The organism is Halomonas sp. AOP27-A1-41 (assembly GCF_052378605.1).
GTDB lineage: Bacteria > Pseudomonadota > Gammaproteobacteria > Pseudomonadales > Halomonadaceae > Vreelandella > Vreelandella citrativorans.
This window is the reverse complement of record NZ_JBQSXT010000004.1, coordinates 152,285-170,848: the sequence shown is the minus strand read 5'-3', so window position 1 is coordinate 170,848 and position 18,564 is coordinate 152,285. Positions and strand designations below refer to the sequence as shown.

Genomic DNA, 18,564 nt, shown 5'->3' with positions numbered 1-18,564 from the left:
CTCGTAGCGATTCGCTAGTTCAGCCTCTGTGGGTAGCCTTGAGCCTCGAAGATATTGACCACGAAGAATCCAGCTTCGCATGTCCTCATGTAGTTCTTTCGTCTTTTCAACTTTAGTCTTTGTTGTCACGTTTAATACTGCCCTGTTGCGATTGTTTTGCTTGTAAAACAAATGGTTATTTATTTTGTTTTAAGTCTTTAATAAACAAATTGATAAATTTGTTTGTCCAGAGTGTACTGTTCAAGGCGATTTTAAAACCAATAAGGAGATAATAATGCGCGCACGCCATCAACTAACAGGTCTTCTTTTTGCTCTGTCTTTAGCACCTTTGGCTCAAGCTAATGACTTTGTGTTTGGTCATATCTATGAGGCAAGCCATAGTCATCATAAATGGGCACTATGGGCCGCTAATGAAATCGAAAAGCGAAGCGATGGGCGGCATCATGTTGAGGTTTTTCCCTCCTCTCAATTAGGCAACGAGGTTGAGCTTAACGAAGGTCTCGACTTGGGAACGGTAGATATCATTTATACCGGGAATGCGTTTGCTGGAAATGCTTATCCGCCTATTGCTTTGGGCAGTGCTCCTTTCGTTTTCCGGGATTTTGATCACTGGATGACTTATTCAAAAAGCGATCTTTTCCAAGAGCTTGCCGAGGGATATGAAAACTCTACGGGGCATGTGCCGCTTGGTTTGATCTATTTTGGGCAGCGCCACGTCACCGCCAATAAGCCGATACTCGCACCTGATGATATGCAGGGTATGAAAATTCGTGTACCAGATGCTCCGTTATTACTGATGTTCCCAAGGGCGGTAGGCGCTAACCCTACTCCAATCGCTTTTTCGGAAGTCTATCTAGCGCTTCAGCAAGGTGTGGTCGATGGCCAAGAGAACCCTCTGCCCATTATCCAGGCGATGAAGTTTGATGAGGTACAGTCTGATATCTCGTTGACCGGGCATATCTTTGATAGCCAGCCGATCATTATGAACGGCAGTGCCTGGTCGCAGCTCTCCGCCGAAGATCAAGCATTGTTCCTGGAAATATTCAGCGAAGCCGCCGAGCAAGGAAGCCTGGATATCCACCAACAAGAGCAGGATTTGGTGTCCTGGTTCCAGGAGCAGGGCACGCAAGTGCATGAGGTAGATCGCGAGGCCTTCGCTGAAATGGTCAAGCCGAAGCTGACCGATGAAAACGCCGGCTGGACCGTTGACCAATACCAGCGTTTGGAGGCGATTGAGTAATGATGGGGGACAAAGGCGATCACCGTGATGAAGTAGCGGCGATGTCAGCACAACCTGGCCGCGAGAGCGCGGCCGGGAGTCTTGAACAGCCTGGTGTCTGTGAGAATAGCCCGACGCCAAAGTGGGTGTTTGAGGATCATGTGGCACTGGGAGTTCTAATCCTTCTGGGTGGCGTGGTGTTTGCGCAATTTTTGTCGCGCTATGTTTTTAACCACTCCATCGGCTGGACCGAGGAGGGTGCTCGCATGCTATTGGTGATGCTGGTGTTTATCGGTGCGGCGGGCGCTGCTTCGCGGCGTGGTCATATTTACGTAGAAATCCTTGAACTCATCTTGCCAGATAAGGCGAAACGTTGGCTGCGAGGATTCAACAATCTGCTTAGCGCAGCATTCTTTGGTTACGTGGCATGGCTTGCATGGCAGGTCGGCCAAAAGGTCTGGCATTCCAGTATGAGTACGTTGCCAATCTCGAAGGGCTGGCTTTATACCGTGGTTGCCGTAGCCTGCGCGGCGATGGCATTTCGTTTAGCCCGCCAGGGCGTTGCCTTCTGGCGAGGCAAGGAGGAGAAATGATCATTCTGCTTTTCGTAGCGTTGGCGTGCCTGCTGTTGATTGGTGCGCCAGTCGCGGTGGCGTTGGCGGGGTCATCGCTGGTTTATCTACTGGCCTCTGGCCGGATCCCCGATATCATTCTGATTCAGCGCATGGTGGGTGGCGTGGATAGCTTTCCACTGCTTGCTGTACCTTTCTTTATTCTGGCAGGCAACTTGATGAATGTCTGCGGGGTAACCGAGCGAATCTTCCGCTTCGCCGATGCGATGGTGGGGTGGACGCGTGGTGGCCTGGGGCACGTTAACGTAGGTGCTTCAGTGATATTTGCGGGCATGTCGGGTGCGGCAATCGCTGATGCTGGCGGCTTGGGTGCCGTTGAAATCAAGGCAATGCGCGATAAAGGCTACGATGTTGATTTCGCCGTGGGAATTACCGGGGCCTCTTCGACTGTCGGGCCAATTATTCCGCCGTCGCTTCCGCTTGTGGTTTATGGAGTTGTAGCATCTGCCTCCATTGGCCAGCTGTTCATTGCAGGCATTGTGCCAGGCCTGTTGATTGCGGCAATGCTGATGGCAATGGTCGCGGTGATTTCTCATCGGCGTGGCTACCCAATTGGCGAGCGCTTCTCGCTACGCCGCCTGCTGTCTACGTTTATACATGCAGCGCTTTCGCTACTTATCCCCGTCATTATTGTAGGCGGTATCGTTTTGGGGATTTTTACTCCAACCGAGAGCGCTATTGCAGCCGTGGCCTATGTGTTGGTATTGGCAACGCTGGTTTATCGCAGCGCAGGTTGGCGCCAGATCATCACAGTTTTCCGCGAAACGGTGGAAATGACCTCTGTTGTGCTACTTATCGTTGCCGCCTCTTCTATCTTTGCCTGGATTCTGACGCGCGAAGGGGTTCCCGCTGCGTTCGCAGAAGCGGTGATGACAGTCGCCGATAATCCTATCGTTATTCTGCTGCTGATCAATTTGATTTTATTAGTGGTTGGCTGCTTTATGGAGACGGTTGCGGCCATCACTATTCTAACGCCCGTACTGTTGCCACTGGCTATCCAGGCGGGCGTTGATCCCGTTCAGTTCGGCATCATCATGGTGCTTAACCTGATGATTGGTCTGCTTACGCCCCCGGTCGGGCTAGTGCTTTTTATTCTGGCACGAGTCGCCGATATATCGTTCCCCCGTGCGGTAAAGGCAACACTTCCTTTTATTGCGGCACTTCTGGTGTCACTGCTGTTGATCACGTTTATTCCTGCTTTGACGCTATGGCTGCCTAGCCTGATTTAGTTTGGAGATTAAGTCGCATGAACCATCTGCAAAATACCCCTTCGGTTGCCCAGGATGCTGTTGTCGAGGCGATTGATATGGTGCCTATAGGTAGCTATCTTCCGGCGGACGGGGGCTATGGAAGTGCAAGGGAAATCGGCCATGCGCGAATGGCAACTCTCGTTTTCGTGCGTCTTTCGGCAGGCATTATGGGTATTGGCGAATGCTATGGCCCGCCGAAGACGACACTTGCCTACCTGGATATACTCCGCGAGGCATATGTGGGCAAAAGCGCTTTCGATCATCGAGTGATCTGGCGACGAATGACGAACGTGCTTTATCACGTACGCGCCCAAAGCCAGCTTGCGGCTGCCGTTAGTGGGTTGGATATCGCCCTACACGATGCATTGGGCAAACTACTGGGGCTACCCATCTATCGATTATTGGGTGGAGAAGCGCAAACATCGGTGCAAGTTTACGCATCGGGTGGCTATTTTCATGAACCGGCGGCATTGCCATTGGAAGCACAACTTGAGCGCGTTGCTGGGCAGTTTGAGGGCTACAAGATTAAAATTGGTCATGGCATCAAAAGTGATATTGAGCGAATGCAGAGTGCCCGCCAAATTCTTGGTGATGATGTCGCCATCATGGCGGATATCAACGGTGCCTACACGGCGGATATAGCACTAGAGTCAATGGCTGCTTTGGCACCGCTGCGACCTTATTGGATTGAGGAGCCGGTAGCGCCAGAGGATCTTCCCGGCTTTCGTCGCCTTGCGGCTCGCCGTGAAGGCCGTATTGCCGCGGGTGAGGCGTCGGTTAACGCAGTGGAGTTTCGTGAGCTAGCCGCGACAGGAGGTGTTGATGTTCTAATGCCGGATCTCAACCTTTGCGGGGGCTATGTAGAGGCACTACGTATCGCTGATATGGCCCACCTCAACGGGCTAAGAGTCTCGCCTCACGTCTGGGGGAGTGCTGTTGGCATTATGGCAGCGGCACATTTCGCTGCCGCAATTCCGCCGCAGCCGCATCCTGATCGCGCGCACACACCCACTTGGGTTGAATTCGACGTGTCGGCAAACAATCCACTGCGAGAAGCGCTTTTGACCGAGCCACTAGCGCTTTCTCAAGGCCGCTTGGCGTTGCCTGAACGGCCAGGCTTGGGTATAGACATCGATAAAGAGAGATTAGAAGCACTCAAAATCGATTGCTAGATGCCAAGTAGGAACGAACAACGTTCCGCTTATCTGTGCAGGGCAATCACTGCATTGGATAGCACTTCTTATCGGCTAAAAGCGGCATGGTTTTCTCTACACCCCCATGCCGCCCCAGCGGTATCATCATTGGCTTGCCCGTTACCGGGTCGTCGATGACCCGGCTTTCCAGGCCAAAGACATCGCGTACCATCTGTTCGGTAAAGACGTCTTCCGATGAGCCAACGGCGTAGACATTGCCGCTCGCCATGGCGACTAGCTTGTCGGCGTAACGGGCGGCCAGGTTCAGTTCGTGAAGCACCATCACAATGGTGGTGCCGCGTGTTTGGTTTAAGTCGGTGAGCAGGTCGAGCACTTCGATCTGGTGGTTGATATCCAGAAAGGTCGTGGGTTCATCCAGTAGCAGTACGTCGGTTTGCTGAGCAAGCGCCATGGCGATCCACGCCCGCTGGCGCTGCCCACCGGAGAGTTCTTCTACGGCGCTGTCGGCCAGGTTGACCATGTGAGTCGCGCTTAAGGCATCGGCCACAGCGGCTTCATCGGCAGCGCTCCAGCGTTGAAAGAGCCCTTGATGCGGGTGGCGGCCGCGGCTCACCAGTTCAAGCACGGTAATGCCTTCTGGCGCGATAGGCGACTGAGGCAGAACCCCCAGCTGTTGTGCCAAGCGGCGGGCGGGCAGCTTATGAATGGCATTTCCATCCAGCAACACGTTGCCTTGCTCCGGTGTCAGGAGCCGTGAAAGCACGCGTAACAGCGTAGATTTTCCACAGGCGTTAGCGCCCACAATAGCGGTTGTTTGCCCCGCTTGAACGGTTAGGCTAACGTCATTAAGAATGGTCCGTTCGCCGTAGCCTGCGGTCAGGTGTTGGGCGAGTAGCGACGAAGCGCTCATAGGGTGCCTCTGCTTTTATTGTCGCGAGTAATCAGGTAAACGAGATAGGGGGCGCCTAATACGCCGGTCACAATGCCGACCGGATAGCGGGCAGGTAGCAGAAACTGGCCCGCGTAGTCTGCCAAAAGCACCAGCAGAGCGCCTACCAGCGCAGAAGGAATCAATAGCGAGCCGTTGCGCCCCACTAAACGTGCCGCAATGGGACCGGAAAGAAACGCCACAAACGCAATCGGGCCGGTTACCGCAGTGGCAAAGGCGACAAGTGCCACGGCGGTAATCACCACAGTAATTCGCGTGAGGGCTAGACGAACGCCTAATCCCACCGCGATATCGTCGCCCATGCGCAGGGTTTCCAGGTCTCGGTGGCGGCTTAACAACAGCCCGCCAAACAGTAGCAGGGCGATAAACAGCGGTAGTGCCTGCTCAAGCTGGACACCGTTAAGGCTACCTGCCATCCAGCGTAATGCTTCCTGTAGCGACCAACTGGGCGCGCGCATTAAAAGGTACGCCGTAACGCTTTGTAGCATCGCGGCCAGGCCAATGCCGATGAGAATTAATCGAGCGCCGGTTACGCCTTGCTGCCAGGAGAGCCCGTAGATTAACAGCGCCACGCCTAGCCCCGCCGCAATCGCAATGATTGAAACTGCCGTGCCACTGAGCGATAGCACCACAATGGCAAACACTGCGCCGGTGCTCGCGCCGGTACTAATGCCGATAATGTCGGGGCTTGCCAGCGGATTACGCAGTAGGGTTTGAAAAGCGACACCGCCCAGTCCAAAACAGGCGCCTGCCAGCACCGCAACCACGGCCCTTGGTAAGCGTAATTCTCGCACGGTAAAACTGGCCCCGGGCACCTCGGCGCCACCCAGAATGCGCAGCACCGTGGTGAGTGGCGTAAAGGATTGCCCCAGCATCAAGGTCAACACTACGCCTGCCAGTAGACAGGCGGCCAATACCGCAAGTATCCGCCCCCGGCGCTTGGCGTGTGCCCGACGCATCTGCCCATACGGATGATGCCCCTGGTGTTGAGAGAGGGATGAATGGGTGGCGTTATAAGAGGGTGGGTTCATAGCGCGCCTACTTTGCGGTTGCGTACGATCCAGATAAACACGGGTGCACCGATAAAGGCGGTAACGATGCTTGCATCAAGCTCCGCAGGATGCGCTACCAGCCGCCCTACCACATCTGAAAACGTTAACAGTACGGCACCACCCAAGGCGGAAAACGGCAATAGCCAGCGGTAGTCACCGCCGACAAGCAGGCGGCAGGCATGCGGCACCACCAGCCCGACAAAGCCAATGGGGCCACAGATAGCCGTAATCGGGCCGCATAGCAGTACCGCGCCCACCGCCGACATGGCTCTGGCGACGGCGACTTTTTCGCCCAGGCCCGCAGCGGCATCGTCGCCCAGTGCCAGCAGGTTGAGCTTGCGCGCGGCGAGTAACGTGATCACAAAACCTGCGAGCAGAAAAGGCAGTACGGGCATGATCTGGTCGTACGTCGCGCCGCCAATACCGCCCACCAGCCACGACTGCGCCAGCCCCGCAATATCGCCGCGTGGCAGTATAACGGCCGTCGCCAGCGAGCTTAACGCCGCCGTCGTAGCGGCCCCGGCCAATGCCAACCTGAGCGGTGTGGCGCCCCCGCGTGCCAGGCTGGCAATAGTGTAAACCGCCACGGCGGCAAGCCCGGCACCCAGAATAGCCGTCCAGATGTAGGTCGTGGTTTCATCAATCCCAAACCACGCGATCCCTATTACAATGGCCAGTGCTGCACCGGCGTTAACGCCTAATAGGCCGGGGTCGGCAAGCGGGTTACGGGTAAGCCCTTGCATAACGCCTCCCGATACGGCGAGTGCCGCGCCCGCAAGCACTGCCAGTAGAGTACGCGGCAAGCGACTCGCCACGGCGGCATCGCCAATGGTTTCTACCTGCCCGCTTAGCGCTGCCACTATCTCTGGCCAACCCACCGTGCGAGCGCCAAACGCTACAGAAAGCGTTAGCGCCAACGCAAGCAGCGCCAGCAGCATTAGGCCTCCAGCAAGGCGTGTGCCTCGCTTTTTACGCTGCCGGGTAACGCTAGCGGTTGGCGCAGTAACGACGCTACTCTGCGTGGCGTGCGGCTTCTGAGAGCAGGTCAGCATAATCGTCTAATAACCATGAAATCGACATGGGTGTCGGGTTGGCCGCAGTACCCAGCGGACTATTGTCGAGCAGCACAATGGCGCCGTTTTCAACGACGGGCAGCCGAGAGGTCAACGGATGGGCTTCGAGCTGTTCAATCAGCGCTTGTCCGCCGTAGGTGACGAGAATATCCACGTCTGCCAGTTGGTCGATTAGCTCAGCGCTGATTTCGCCTGAAAACGTGCCCGGTGCCGAGTTGGCTTGAACGATCTCTGGCGAGACCAGCCCCAGGTCATGGAAGAATCGCACGCGTGCATCGTTATCGGTGTAGAAAGAGATGCGCCCCAGGTTGGTGGGGTCGAGGTGCGTCACGAACATGGCTGTTTTGCCCTCTAGTTCGGCATGCGCCTGGGCAGTGTCAGCAATTTGGCGTTCAAGGCGTTCAATCAGTGCCTGGCCTTCGTCGGCCATGCCCATGCCAGCGCTATTGAGACGAATCATATCGCGCCAGTCTGTCGCCCACGGGCCTTCGGAGTAACCGACTACCGGGGCAATTTGGCTCAAGGTGGTGTAGTCCGCTTGGCTAAGCCCTGAGTAGGCCGCAAGGATTACATCAGGTTGACTGGCCGCAACGGCCTCAAAATCAATGCCATCACCTTCATCGAACAGGGCGGGGGGCGCTACTTCAAGTTCTTCAAGCCTGGCCTCCACCCAAGGCAGCAAACCGTTGCCGTTGGTATCGCCAAAGTTGGCGGCAGCAAAGCCGACCGGTACCACACCTAACGCCAGCGGCACCTCGTGGTTCGCCCACGCCACGGTGGCGATCCGTTCCGGTTTTTCCTGAAGGATGGTAGTGCCAAGGGCGTGTTCGATTTCTAGCGGGTACTCTTGGGCACCCGCGAGGGTTGACCCTAAAGTAAACGTTGCAACGGCCGCAAGGCCTAGTGCTTTACTGCTACGTAGCCAAGTCATTATGCTCTCCGGTTCAATTATGCAATCGCCTCCATTCGAGCAGTGCCGAATGGAGGCGGTGGTATCAAGGCGACGCCATCATCGCTAACGCCTATGCATTAGAACGAATAGCGCAGCGTCGAGGAGATGCTGGCTGGTTCGCCATAGACGCCGTAGCCACCGACATTGCTGTAGTACTTTTCGTCGAACAGGTTCTTGATGTTGACCTGAAGTGATAGGTCTTGATTGAACTGATAGCGGCCAAAAAGATTGGCAAGCATATAGCTGCCTTGCTCATACTCGGTAGGTATACCGGCGGGGGTGGTGAGGTCGCTAGCCAACAGGCTGCTCTGCCAGTTAACGCCGCCGCCAATCGTTAGCTCACGCTTTTGTGGCACGTTATAGCTTGCAAAAAGATTGAACAGCGAGCGTGGCTGATTGGTATTGAATGTGCCTTCTTTGGCTTTCGCGGTGAAGTGGGAGTAGCCGATCGTCATATCAAGATCATCAGTGACCGCACCACTTAGTTCCACTTCAAAGCCTTCACTCACCACGCCGCTAGCGGCGGAGTAGTACGTCTCGGTTTGCCCAGGAAGCCCCGGGTCTGCCATGGCAACGTTGTCTTGCTCTATACGGAAGACTGAGAAAGAGCCGTTAACCAAGCCATTAAGCCAGGCCGCCTTGAGGCCGGTCTCATAGTTTTTGCCTACCACCGGGTCCAGGTAAGCGCCACTAGCATCGCGGTAGTTTTGCGGCTCGAAAATCTCGGTGTAGCTGGCAAAGGCTGAGTAGGTATCGTTGAGGTCGTATACGAGTCCACCGTAAGGTGTTACTTCGTGCTTGCTCTGGCTATCCAGGCTGCGGAATAGCGTCATTCCATCCCATTCGGTATAGCGTGCGCCGAGAATCAGCGTTAACGGATCAGCAAGTGAGAAGCGTGAAGCAGTATAGACGGCTTTCTGACGAGTGCTTGATGCTTCAGAAGGGGTGAATTCGGACCAGCCCTCGTTAGGTGCCGAGCCGCCCCAGTTGTTGAAGTCATCAACCGTGAAGAGACCATCAATGAAGCTGTTTTCGTAGTTGTTCTTCTGGTCGCTGTAGCTACCGCCTACGACCAGTTCGTGTTCGCGTCCCAGTAGCTCGAATGGCCCGCTGACTTGGGCATCTACAGAGTTAACTTTCCGATGCCCCTTGTTCCATCCGGTATAGAAGCCGACACCACTGCCATCCATCTGGTTTGGCAGCATTCCTTCCACGTAGGGATACGCCAGCTTGCCATCCATATCGGTTTTTTCGTGGGTGCCCACTACACGAGCCTGCCAGTCATTAGCAAACCGATGGTTGATTTCCGCGAAGACTTTTTCAGATTTGAAGTCGTGGTAGGACCAATCCGGCGCCACGCTGAACGAGCGTGAGTAATTGGTTGGCGTGCCGTCGCTGAACCACAGCGGTAAACCGCCCCACGTAGGTGAAGAGGTGTGGCTGTCCTGGTAATCAAAGCCCAACGAAAGCGTGGTGGCGTCGGTTACGTCTGCATCAATAACGCCGTAGCCGAACGTGCTTCGCTTATCCTGACGGTCAAGATGAGCACCCCCTTCCTCATAACCGCCGATAAAACGCGCCCGCACATCGCCGGAAGCGGTGAGCGGTGTCGTTATGTCGACGGTGGTACCGCGCTTGTCCCAACTGCCCAGCGTACCAGAAACGGAGCCAGTAAATTCCCGGCTCTCAGCATGCTTGCGCACAAAGTTAACAGAAGCGCCTGGGTTGCCCGAGCCACTGACTAGCCCGTTGGCGCCACGTATTACTTCAACGCGGTCGTAAATAGCCGTATTGAGCCGACCTTCGCCAAAATACCAACGGTTATCCGTGTTTAGCGTAGGGATACCGTCGTACTGAAAGCTGTTAATACGAAAACCACGGGAGGAAAAGCCGACACGATCACTATCGACATTACGCGTTGAAATACCCGTGATGTTACTTAATACCGCCTCGACGGTATCCAAGTTTTGGTCCTGCATTCGTTGTTCAGTGACGATGCTGATGGCTTGTGGCAGCTCTTTTTGGCTTAGTGTTAAACCGGTACCCGCGCTGGTGGTGCGGCGCGTATAGCCAACGTTGTCATAAAGGTTTTCGCCCGTGACCGTCACTGTTTCCAGCGCTTCTGGGCTAGCGGCGTCAGTGGTTTGCGCCACAACACCCGTTGAAGCCAGCAGCGACGTAGACAAAATGGCGGTAAAGGTGGCTTCTCGAAAGGATGGCGAGCTTTTAGTGAATAGCTGGCTGGGCATAGAGGTGGAGGGAAGTGCCGTGTTTAAGGCATGGAGCAAAGACGTTTTCATATAATCCCTTGTATCGCGCCTACAGGCGCTTGCTCGTTAGTATTGTCAGTCAATAACGAGGGATCATATAAGAACGGTTCTTATATGTAAATGCTCATGAGAACTCTTATTGTTCGTGCTGCTAGCCTGACAGGCCCTGCCGAAGATACAATGATGCAAAGCGAAACAAGCCAGTACCTCCCACTACTATGCTTTACTCGGGTTCTACTGGACCCGGTGCTGGCTCTAAGTCTGTTTGGTTATTCTCCAGCGCAGCCAGCGCAATTTTATAGCAATCCTCAATATGGCTATTGCCCATATACTTCATCGCCGTAAAACTGATGCCACCCGCCACGGCGCTGCCGACAAAGGGTACATATTTAGCCACACCGGTGGCTGCTACTTTGACGCCCATCTTTTGAAGCAGCGATACCACCAGTTTTTTGGTGATGTACTTCCCGGCCATCTTGCTGCCGACATTGGAAATAGCGGTCATTACCATCACTTTTGATTCGGTATCCAGGTCTTCGATTTGCTCGGGTGTTAGGCCGAATTTATCGTTAATTTTGGGAATGAGTCTTAGCAATATGGCAACGTCTGACCCGATATCCACGCCGGGAATGGGGATGATCGCTGTGCCAGCAGAAAGGCTGGAGCTTCTGGTCACCATTGAGTGGCATGTTTTTCTGATGGCTTCTAGCTCTTCGCGTGATTCGATCATTTAAAAGTCCTTTTTACGATGCGCTAACACCATTGTAGTCGATAGCTACTTGAGGAAGAGGGGCGCCTCGCCACGCTTCTACGCATCGTCGCCTCTATTTATCCACAGCCGTGTTCGCTGCAGACAAGCGTGTGGTCGTATAGCGTTTGGATGATCTGGCAGTCGGCGGCTTTGCCTCCTCGGCACTGCTGTACTACCTGGCGTAGCTCAGTAGCGAGCGCTTGCAACTTGGCAATGCGCGCTTCCAGATGCTGAAGGTGCCGAGTGGCGATGTCGTCAGCCGCGCCGCAGTCGGTGTCCGGGTGGTCTGAAAGTGCCAATAATTCTTGAATGCTAGGTAGGTCGAGACCGAGGCTGCGGCCGTGACGAATAAAGCCGATACGCGCAAGCGCTGCTTGATCGTAATGCCGGTAGCCTTGCTCGCTGCGTTTGGCGGGTGGCAGTAACCCAAGCTTTTCATAATGACGAATGCTTTCCGGTGAGCAGCCTGTACGGGTAGCCACTTCACCAATGCGATACGTGTTTTTCATCGGCTTGACCCTGTAACGATTACAGGGTTTAGGCTAGCCCCTATTCCCACTGTGGACAAGCAGGTGATGACATGACGCTGGTTATAGAGCTATTGCAAATTGCGTTAACGGCGGCCCCGTGGCTGCTGTTGGGGTTGGTAATTGCTGGGCTAATTAAAGCATGGCTGCCGGAACACGTGCTGCAGCGCTGGATGGGAGGGCGTGGCTTGGGCAGTATTGTTCGGGCGGCGGTCATAGGTATGCCCTTGCCACTGTGTTCGTGTGGCGCGATTCCTACCGCTATTGCTTTGCATCGTGGTGGTGCGGGGCGTGGGCCCACGACGTCTTTTTTAATCAGCACGCCGGGGGTGGGCGTTGATTCCATTCTACTGACCAGCGTACTGCTTGGCCCGCTGATGGCCGTCGTGCGCGTCATCGGTGCCTTAGTAACGGCCATTGTCACCGGGCTGCTGGTCGGGTTAACGCGTGAGCCTGCAACTCCCACCTCTGCCACGCCTGGCGGCTGCTGCGCTTCCTCCGGCTGCCATACGCCCACCCCGAAAGCTGACGAACCCAGCGGTTTGAAGGCCGGGCTGCGTTATGCGTTTAGTGATCTGTTGGATGATATCAGCGCATGGGTGTTTGCCGGGCTGTTACTGGCGGGCGTACTGGTAACGCTGGTGCCGCCTGATACGCTGGCCCATTACTCAGGTGGGCTGCTGGCGCTTGCGCTGATGGCCGTGGTGGGCATCCCACTCTACATTTGTGCGGCAGCGGCCACGCCGGTTGCCGCTGGGCTGCTGTTAGCGGGGATTTCACCGGGTATGGCGTTGGTCTTCCTGCTGGCGGGGCCGATCACCAGCCTGGCGACGTTAGCGATATTGCGTCGCGAACTAGGCAATGCTGCGCTGGCGGTTTATCTTTCCAGCGTGCTTGTCGTTACTGTGCTCGTAGGTTGGACAGTAGATAGCGTGCTGGGAATGACGGGCTGGAACGTGGTCGATCAGGCAAGCGAGGTTCAGGAGCTACTGCCTGTTTGGCTGGAGTGGTTGGCGCTGGCAGTGCTGGCTCTGGTGGCTGTTCGCCCCGTGCGTAAGCGCTTGCTGGGGTTTTAAACATTCACCGTTTGAGACAGCGTGATGAAGCAGCAACGGGTAGGGAGTACCTACCCGTTGCTTGGTGGTTAGTCAGCCTCTTGGGGCGTTGATGGCTGCTCGGGTGGCTCGGTGGATGTTGGCTCGGGCTCCTCTGGCTCAGAAGCGTTTGCTTCAGGCTCCTGCTCTGGTGGGGCGGGCGGATTATCCGGCGTAACACGCCAAATCGCATTGGTCAGGTCATCGGCAATAATAAGCGCGCCATCCGGGGCAATAGTGACACCGACCGGGCGGCCAAGTGCTCTGCCATCATCGGTAAGAAACCCGCTGGCAAAATCAATCGGGTCGCTGTCAGCAAGCTGGCCGTTGCTGAAGGGGATGAAGCTTACCTTGTAGCCAACCGGGTCCGCGCGGTTCCAGCTGCCGTGCTTACCCACAAAAACGCCCTCGGCGTACTCTTCGCCCATGGCGGGAGTAGAAAAAGCCAGGCCAAGCGGCGCCACGTGAGAGCCAAGGCTGTAGTCCGGTGCAATAGCGGACGCCACTTTTTCAGGATCTTCCGGGCGTACGCGAGGGTCAACATGCTGCCCCCAGTAGCTGTAAGGCCAGCCATAAAAGCTGCCCTCCTGAACCGAGGTGAGATAATCAGGCACCAGGTCCGGGCCTAATTCATCACGCTCGTTCACCACTGCCCAAAGCTGATCGGTTTCTGGGTGGATGGCGAGCGCCGTGGGGTTGCGCAGGCCGGTGGCATAAGGGCGGTGCGCGCCCGTGTCGACATTGATCTCCCACACTTCGGCGCGATTAACCTCCGCCTCCATGCCCCGCTCGGTAATATTGCTGTTCGAGCCGATACCGACATAAACAAATTGCCCGTCGGCACTGGCGGTCATCGCCTTGGTCCAGTGGTGGTTGATCGCTGAGGGCAGTTGCGCAATGACCTCGGGCGGCCCGCTGGCCTCTGTCTGGCCCTCGTCATAATCAAAGCGCACCAGCGCATCCTGGTTGGCCACATAGAGGTTGTTGTCTACCAAGGCCAGCCCATAAGGCGCGTTAAGGTCTTGTGCGAAAATCATCTGTTCGTAGTTGCCGTCGCCATTGTCATCGCGTAGCAGGGTTAAGCGGTCGCCGCCCTCTACAGCGGTGTTGCCCTGGTCCTTGATGTACCCAGCGATCACATCCTTGGGCTTTAATGCAGGTGCATTACCGCCGCTACCTTCCGCCACCAGAATATCGCCATTAGGCAGCATGATGGTTTGCCGGGGCACCTTAAGATCAGAAGCAATCCTGGCGATGGTGTAGCCCCCAGGTACCGTCGGTAGCCTGTCGCCCCATTCGGCGGGCTCGGGGACGGTCATGTCTGGCAGCAGCCCGCGCTGTGGCTCGGGGAGTGTTGGGTTGGGGCCAAAGGGCTGTTCTACATCAAAGGCATTCGCGCCGCTGGCAGCCAGCATAAATGCCAGCGGCGTTGTGTAACGAAGGGCGAAATGTTTCATGACGTTGCTCCGACAGTGGGCCGAGAAAAACCGATCCAAATCGCTGCGACGCTCAATACGGTAACGATGATCGAAAGAATAAAGCCAGTGGGCATCATGGCCCAGGCATCGCGGGCATGCACCAGGGCATTGATAAAGCCAAGTATCCAGATGACCAGCAAGAGTGCTGGGTAAGCCAGAACAAGCCCGCGACGATGTTCGGCACGAAAGAGACCGATAATTGCGCATAGAAACGCCAAGCCTGCGAAAACAAGCCCGCCAGCAATTAACCAGGAAGAAAATGTGCCCCATTGAATATGAAAGCTTTTCGAGTAGGCGTAATCGCTTAACGCGGCGCCAAGAAAAAGTGGAAAAATGCTCACCAGTAATACGGCATGAAGCGGATAGATACCGCCTGGATAGGTCGTCGTTGTAGACCTCCTCATGATACGCCCTCCTTGATAAGTGACCCCAAAAAACGTGGTCAAACCCGCTCTCTATACGGGCTTACGATAGCCAGCTGGATAGCTGACAACGTGAGTATAGGTCACGTTTTGCTACCCCAAAAATTGCCATGTTTTTCGGTTAATACAATAAGCGCAGAAAATGAGCGCTGCGGTAACTATCGAAAAAAATATGTTCGTTAGTTGACGTGAGGATGTTTTTTGTGAACAGGGAATGATTAATTATCATAAGGAAAGGGGTGTTAAACTAATGTCTACTTACTTAAAAAAATTATATTAATCAAAAGAATAGTTGGATATTAGGAAGAGAATTGTTTTTTTATATTGTTTTTTTCAATACCCCCTATAGGATGAAAAAAGGAAAGCGATATTTTCTAAAAAGAACATTCGATCGCTCTAAACAGAGCGAACCATTCACATGGAATAGCTGGGTACGATGCTTGAAACAATTTTTCTATACGAAATAGTGGGTACGGCCATATTGACGCTCTTGGGGTGTGGCGTAGTCGCTAACGTGCTGCTGAACAAAACCAACGGTAATGGCAGCGATGGCATCGTTATCTTCTTTGGTTGGGGGCTGGCGGTCTTTTGCGCGGTTTATGTCGCCTATGAGACTGGGGCACATATCAATCCCGCCGTTACGCTTGGATTGCTCGTCGGCCCGGCGACGGAATACGCCCCCGGCATCCCTATTAACGCTGTGACCACTGCGGCCTACTTTGCGGCTGAGCTCATCGGTGCCTGGTTGGGTGCAACCGTTTGCTATCTGGCCTATAAAAAGCATTACGACGCGACCGAAGACGCGTCAAGCATACTGGCGACGTTCTCTACAGGCCCGGCGATTCCTTCCTACGGGTGGAATCTGGTCACTGAGATCATCGGTACCTTTGTGCTGGTGTTCGTCATTATCATGTTTGGTCATACACCTTCTGGGCTTGGCCCGTTGGCGGTGGCATTGCTGGTAGTATCCATTGGTGCTTCGCTGGGTGGGCCTACAGGCTATGCGATCAACCCCGCTCGGGACTTGGGGCCGCGCATTGCCCACGCATTACTTCCCATTAAGCACAAGGGGACGAACAACTGGTCTTACGCTTGGGTCCCTATTTTAGGACCCCTTATCGGCAGTGTCCTTGCCGGGCTTGCCGCTTATGTTTATTAAGTCAGCTGGGCTTATTAAGTCAGCCTGCTGATTTGATCCCTTTTAAAACAATCATTTAACGTTAACGCTTGAGAGGCATTTCATGAGCCAGAAAAACTACGTTCTCGCTATTGACCAAGGCACCACCAGCACGCGGGCGATGCTGTTTGACCATGAAGGCCGGGTTGTCAGCGTAGCCCAGCATGAGTTTGAGCAGATTTTTACGCGCCCGGGTTGGGTCGAGCACTGCCCTCGCGAAATCATGACCAGCGTGCTGACCACCTTGACCGAGGTGATTAACAACAGCGGCGTTGATGTCTCCGAAGTTGCCTCTATCGGTATTACCAACCAGCGTGAAACCACCGTGGTATGGGATAAAAATACCGGGCAGGCCGTACATAACGCCATCGTCTGGCAGTCGCGTCATTCCGCCGAGATCTGTGATGAGCTGCGCGAAGCGGGCCATGCCGATATGATTCGCGATAAAACCGGGCTGGTCATTGATGCTTACTTCTCCGCCACCAAATTGAAGTGGATTTTCGACAACGTAGCGGGCGTTAAGGAAAAAGCGGAAAAGGGCGATTTGCTGTTCGGCACCATCGACTCCTGGCTGGTGTGGAACCTGACTGGCGGTGCTGTGCATGCGACCGATGTCAGCAACGCATCGCGCACGATGCTGTTTAATATTCGTGACCGGAAGTGGGACCCGGAGCTGCTGGCACTGTTTGGCGTACCTGAGTCAATGCTGCCCGAAGTTAAGTCCAGCAGTGAAGTTTACGGCAACGTGCTGCCTAAATTCCTGATGGGCCAGGAAGTGCCGATTGCCGGTATCGCTGGCGACCAGAACGCCGCGCTGTTCGGCCAAGCCTGTTTCGAGCCGGGTATGGCGAAAAACACCTATGGCACGGGCTGCTTTACGTTAATGAACACGGGCACCCAAGCCACGCCGTCTAAAAATGGCCTGCTTACTACTGTTGCGTGGGAAGTGGATGGCACGCTGGAATACGCCCTTGAAGGTAGCGTATTTGTGGCGGGCTCGGTGATTCAGTGGTTGCGTGATGGCCTGAGAATGCTGGGCAAAGCGTCTGATTCCGAAGCGTACGCCACGCGCGCTAAGGATAATGACGGCGTTTATATGGTGCCTGCCTTTACCGGGCTGGGGGCACCTTACTGGAACTCTAACGTACGCGGCGCCATGTTTGGGCTCTCTCGGGGCACTCAAAAAGAGCACTTTGTGCGCGCGGCGGTCGAATCACTTGCCTACCAAAGTGCCGATGTTCTTAAAGCCATGCAGGCGGATGCCGACATTGCGTTAACCGAGCTTCGCACCGACGGTGGGGCGATCTCCAATGATTTTCTCGCTCAGTTCCAAGCCGACATACTGGGGGTCGACGTACTGCGTTGTGAGGTGAATGAAACCACTGCGCTTGGCGCGGCGTATCTTGCTGGCCTCGCCGTTGGCTTCTGGAAGTCGCGGGATGAAATCGTTGCACAGTGGGCGCTGGAGCGTCGCTTTGAGCCGCAGATGAAAGATGAAAAGCGCGACGAACTTTATGCCGGCTGGAAAAAGGCCGTCAACGCTACCATGGCATTCCACGTAGAGTCCTAAGCGTAACGCTGTAAGCGCAGGTGTTTGTCACGCCCCGGCCCTGGCCGGGGCTTTGCTTTAAAGGCATCCCTAGCGCATTGATAATGACCTGCCAAGAAACATGCCTTTTTCTTTACAATCTCTCATTCCTTCGGGTTTACTTGGGCTTAGTTAATTAAAAGTGGTCAAGCTATTAGACGTACTACGCTTGAGGCGACTAGGAGAATAACCGTCTGAATATTCATGCCACTATGGCACGCTCTCGATTGGCTTGCTTCACCCCGCGACCGTTGAGGCGAAGGCATGAATAAAGCCACGCTTTATCAACAGCTGGCGCCTGAGGCTTCTTTAGCCGACGCGCTAAAACCCTGTTCCCACGAGCTGTTGCTTAGTGCGGGCGTGGCCGCTGTGGCAGGGGCATCGGTATTATTGCCATGCCGACGGGGATCCAAGCTGCCGCGTTTAGCGATGCGCTGCAAAATAAGCATAGCTCGTAGCTGATGGTCAGGGCATTAACGAAAGTACGCTATCCGTTGACTGTTTTATTGCCAATAAAATTTTCCCTCTACGCATTGAAGCGCACAAGTACTCACCACAGCCGAAAGTGGAATATTGGCAATATTCGCTCTCGGCTGTGGCCAAGGCTTTTCTTGCGTAGGAGGTAACCACTCAAGCTTATCTTTGAATGTCGCCGTATTAATTTCGAGTACTACCGGCGCTTCCTCAAGCGTGAAGTACGCATTGGCACTATATTCAACACCCTCCTTCAAGTTCAGATGGACGCAGTCAAGTAAATAGTCGTTGCCACACCGTGGAACATATCCAAGCGTTTGTGCCTTTTGCCAATTATGGTGCGTAATAACTCGAAAGAGATTCATGGCGTTACTCCAATACCGATCAAAGGAGTTGTCAGCGTAAAACCTCAAGTTAGATTGAGGTCAAGCCCCCTTGTTTCAGTGCTTGGCATACGTCATATATAACGGTAACGTTTCATATTTTATAGCTGGCCTTCCGA

Annotated in this window: 17 protein-coding genes; 7 read left to right on the top strand and 10 right to left on the bottom strand. The window is 54.7% G+C overall.

Annotation, left to right across the window (positions count from 1 at the left end):
• The first annotated feature begins 274 nt into the window (after positions 1 to 274).
• From ACT3TC_RS04955 to ACT3TC_RS04940, 4 genes are read left to right on the top strand one after another with little or no spacing between them, the layout of a single operon-like run.
• Positions 275 to 1,240, top strand: coding sequence for a sialic acid TRAP transporter substrate-binding protein SiaP (locus tag ACT3TC_RS04955; protein ID WP_444639361.1), 966 nt, complete (start codon positions 275 to 277; stop codon positions 1,238 to 1,240).
• Positions 1,240 to 1,812, top strand: coding sequence for a TRAP transporter small permease (locus ACT3TC_RS04950; protein ID WP_444639360.1), 573 nt, complete (start codon positions 1,240 to 1,242; stop codon positions 1,810 to 1,812). The genes ACT3TC_RS04955 and ACT3TC_RS04950 overlap by 1 nt, the downstream gene beginning before the upstream one ends.
• The gene (locus tag ACT3TC_RS04945) at positions 1,809 to 3,080 is read left to right on the top strand and encodes a TRAP transporter large permease (protein ID WP_192526609.1); all 1,272 of its coding nucleotides are present in this window, start codon (positions 1,809 to 1,811) and stop codon (positions 3,078 to 3,080) included. Before ACT3TC_RS04950 ends, ACT3TC_RS04945 begins: the two co-directional genes overlap by 4 nt.
• Positions 3,081 to 3,097: 17 nt before the next feature.
• On the top strand, positions 3,098 to 4,273 hold the full coding sequence (locus tag ACT3TC_RS04940) for a mandelate racemase/muconate lactonizing enzyme family protein (RefSeq protein ID WP_192526610.1): 1,176 nt from the start codon (positions 3,098 to 3,100) through the stop codon (positions 4,271 to 4,273).
• Between the two features lie 46 nt (positions 4,274 to 4,319).
• On the opposite strand, the gene ACT3TC_RS04935 is transcribed toward ACT3TC_RS04940, so the two are convergent.
• From ACT3TC_RS04935 to ACT3TC_RS04905, 7 genes are all read right to left on the bottom strand, one after another.
• On the bottom strand, positions 4,320 to 5,165 hold the full coding sequence (locus ACT3TC_RS04935; RefSeq protein WP_444639359.1) for an ABC transporter ATP-binding protein: 846 nt from the start codon (positions 5,163 to 5,165) through the stop codon (positions 4,320 to 4,322).
• Positions 5,162 to 6,235, bottom strand: coding sequence for a FecCD family ABC transporter permease (locus ACT3TC_RS04930; protein ID WP_225733686.1), 1,074 nt, complete (start codon positions 6,233 to 6,235; stop codon positions 5,162 to 5,164). Before ACT3TC_RS04930 ends, ACT3TC_RS04935 begins: the two co-directional genes overlap by 4 nt.
• Positions 6,232 to 7,308, bottom strand: coding sequence for a FecCD family ABC transporter permease (locus tag ACT3TC_RS04925; RefSeq protein WP_192526612.1), 1,077 nt, complete (start codon positions 7,306 to 7,308; stop codon positions 6,232 to 6,234). Before ACT3TC_RS04925 ends, ACT3TC_RS04930 begins: the two co-directional genes overlap by 4 nt.
• Positions 7,268 to 8,260 carry an iron-siderophore ABC transporter substrate-binding protein gene (locus tag ACT3TC_RS04920; RefSeq protein ID WP_444639358.1) on the bottom strand — a complete coding sequence of 331 codons (993 nt, stop codon included), beginning with the start codon at positions 8,258 to 8,260 and terminating at the stop codon, positions 7,268 to 7,270. The genes ACT3TC_RS04925 and ACT3TC_RS04920 overlap by 41 nt, the downstream gene beginning before the upstream one ends.
• Before the next feature lie 98 nt (positions 8,261 to 8,358).
• Positions 8,359 to 10,581 carry a ferric-rhodotorulic acid/ferric-coprogen receptor FhuE gene (gene fhuE, locus ACT3TC_RS04915; protein WP_444639356.1) on the bottom strand — a complete coding sequence of 741 codons (2,223 nt, stop codon included), beginning with the start codon at positions 10,579 to 10,581 and terminating at the stop codon, positions 8,359 to 8,361.
• A 193-nt stretch (positions 10,582 to 10,774) separates the two neighbouring features.
• The gene (locus ACT3TC_RS04910; RefSeq protein WP_444639355.1) at positions 10,775 to 11,281 is read right to left on the bottom strand and encodes a hypothetical protein; all 507 of its coding nucleotides are present in this window, start codon (positions 11,279 to 11,281) and stop codon (positions 10,775 to 10,777) included.
• Between the two features lie 98 nt (positions 11,282 to 11,379).
• Entirely contained in the window at positions 11,380 to 11,811 is a 432-nt protein-coding gene (locus ACT3TC_RS04905) for a MerR family transcriptional regulator (protein ID WP_444639354.1), read from the bottom strand.
• 71 nt (positions 11,812 to 11,882) lie between these two features.
• Here ACT3TC_RS04905 and ACT3TC_RS04900 point away from each other — a divergent pair, with 71 nt between their 5' ends.
• Complete coding sequence (locus tag ACT3TC_RS04900) at positions 11,883 to 12,905, top strand: SO_0444 family Cu/Zn efflux transporter (protein ID WP_444639353.1); 1,023 nt, start codon at positions 11,883 to 11,885, stop codon at positions 12,903 to 12,905.
• Between the two features lie 68 nt (positions 12,906 to 12,973).
• On the opposite strand, the gene ACT3TC_RS04895 is transcribed toward ACT3TC_RS04900, so the two are convergent.
• Both ACT3TC_RS04895 and ACT3TC_RS04890 read right to left on the bottom strand, forming a co-directional pair.
• A complete protein-coding gene (locus ACT3TC_RS04895; protein WP_444639352.1) occupies positions 12,974 to 14,380 on the bottom strand; it encodes a PQQ-dependent sugar dehydrogenase in 1,407 nt (468 codons plus the stop codon).
• Positions 14,377 to 14,805 (bottom strand): DUF2231 domain-containing protein, encoded by a 429-nt coding sequence (locus ACT3TC_RS04890; RefSeq protein WP_192526619.1) that lies wholly within the window; start codon positions 14,803 to 14,805, stop codon positions 14,377 to 14,379. The genes ACT3TC_RS04895 and ACT3TC_RS04890 overlap by 4 nt, the downstream gene beginning before the upstream one ends.
• A gap of 454 nt (positions 14,806 to 15,259) precedes the next feature.
• Here ACT3TC_RS04890 and ACT3TC_RS04885 point away from each other — a divergent pair, with 454 nt between their 5' ends.
• Both ACT3TC_RS04885 and glpK read left to right on the top strand, forming a co-directional pair.
• Positions 15,260 to 15,982, top strand: a complete 723-nt coding sequence (locus tag ACT3TC_RS04885) for an MIP/aquaporin family protein (RefSeq protein ID WP_192526620.1) — start codon at positions 15,260 to 15,262, stop codon at positions 15,980 to 15,982.
• Positions 15,983 to 16,064: 82 nt separating this feature from the next.
• Positions 16,065 to 17,570, top strand: a complete 1,506-nt coding sequence (gene glpK / locus ACT3TC_RS04880; RefSeq protein WP_087108130.1) for a glycerol kinase GlpK — start codon at positions 16,065 to 16,067, stop codon at positions 17,568 to 17,570.
• 521 nt (positions 17,571 to 18,091) lie between these two features.
• Here the strand turns inward: glpK and ACT3TC_RS04875 are convergent.
• A complete protein-coding gene (locus tag ACT3TC_RS04875) occupies positions 18,092 to 18,427 on the bottom strand; it encodes a hypothetical protein (protein WP_444639350.1) in 336 nt (111 codons plus the stop codon).
• Positions 18,428 to 18,564: the final 137 nt, after the last annotated feature.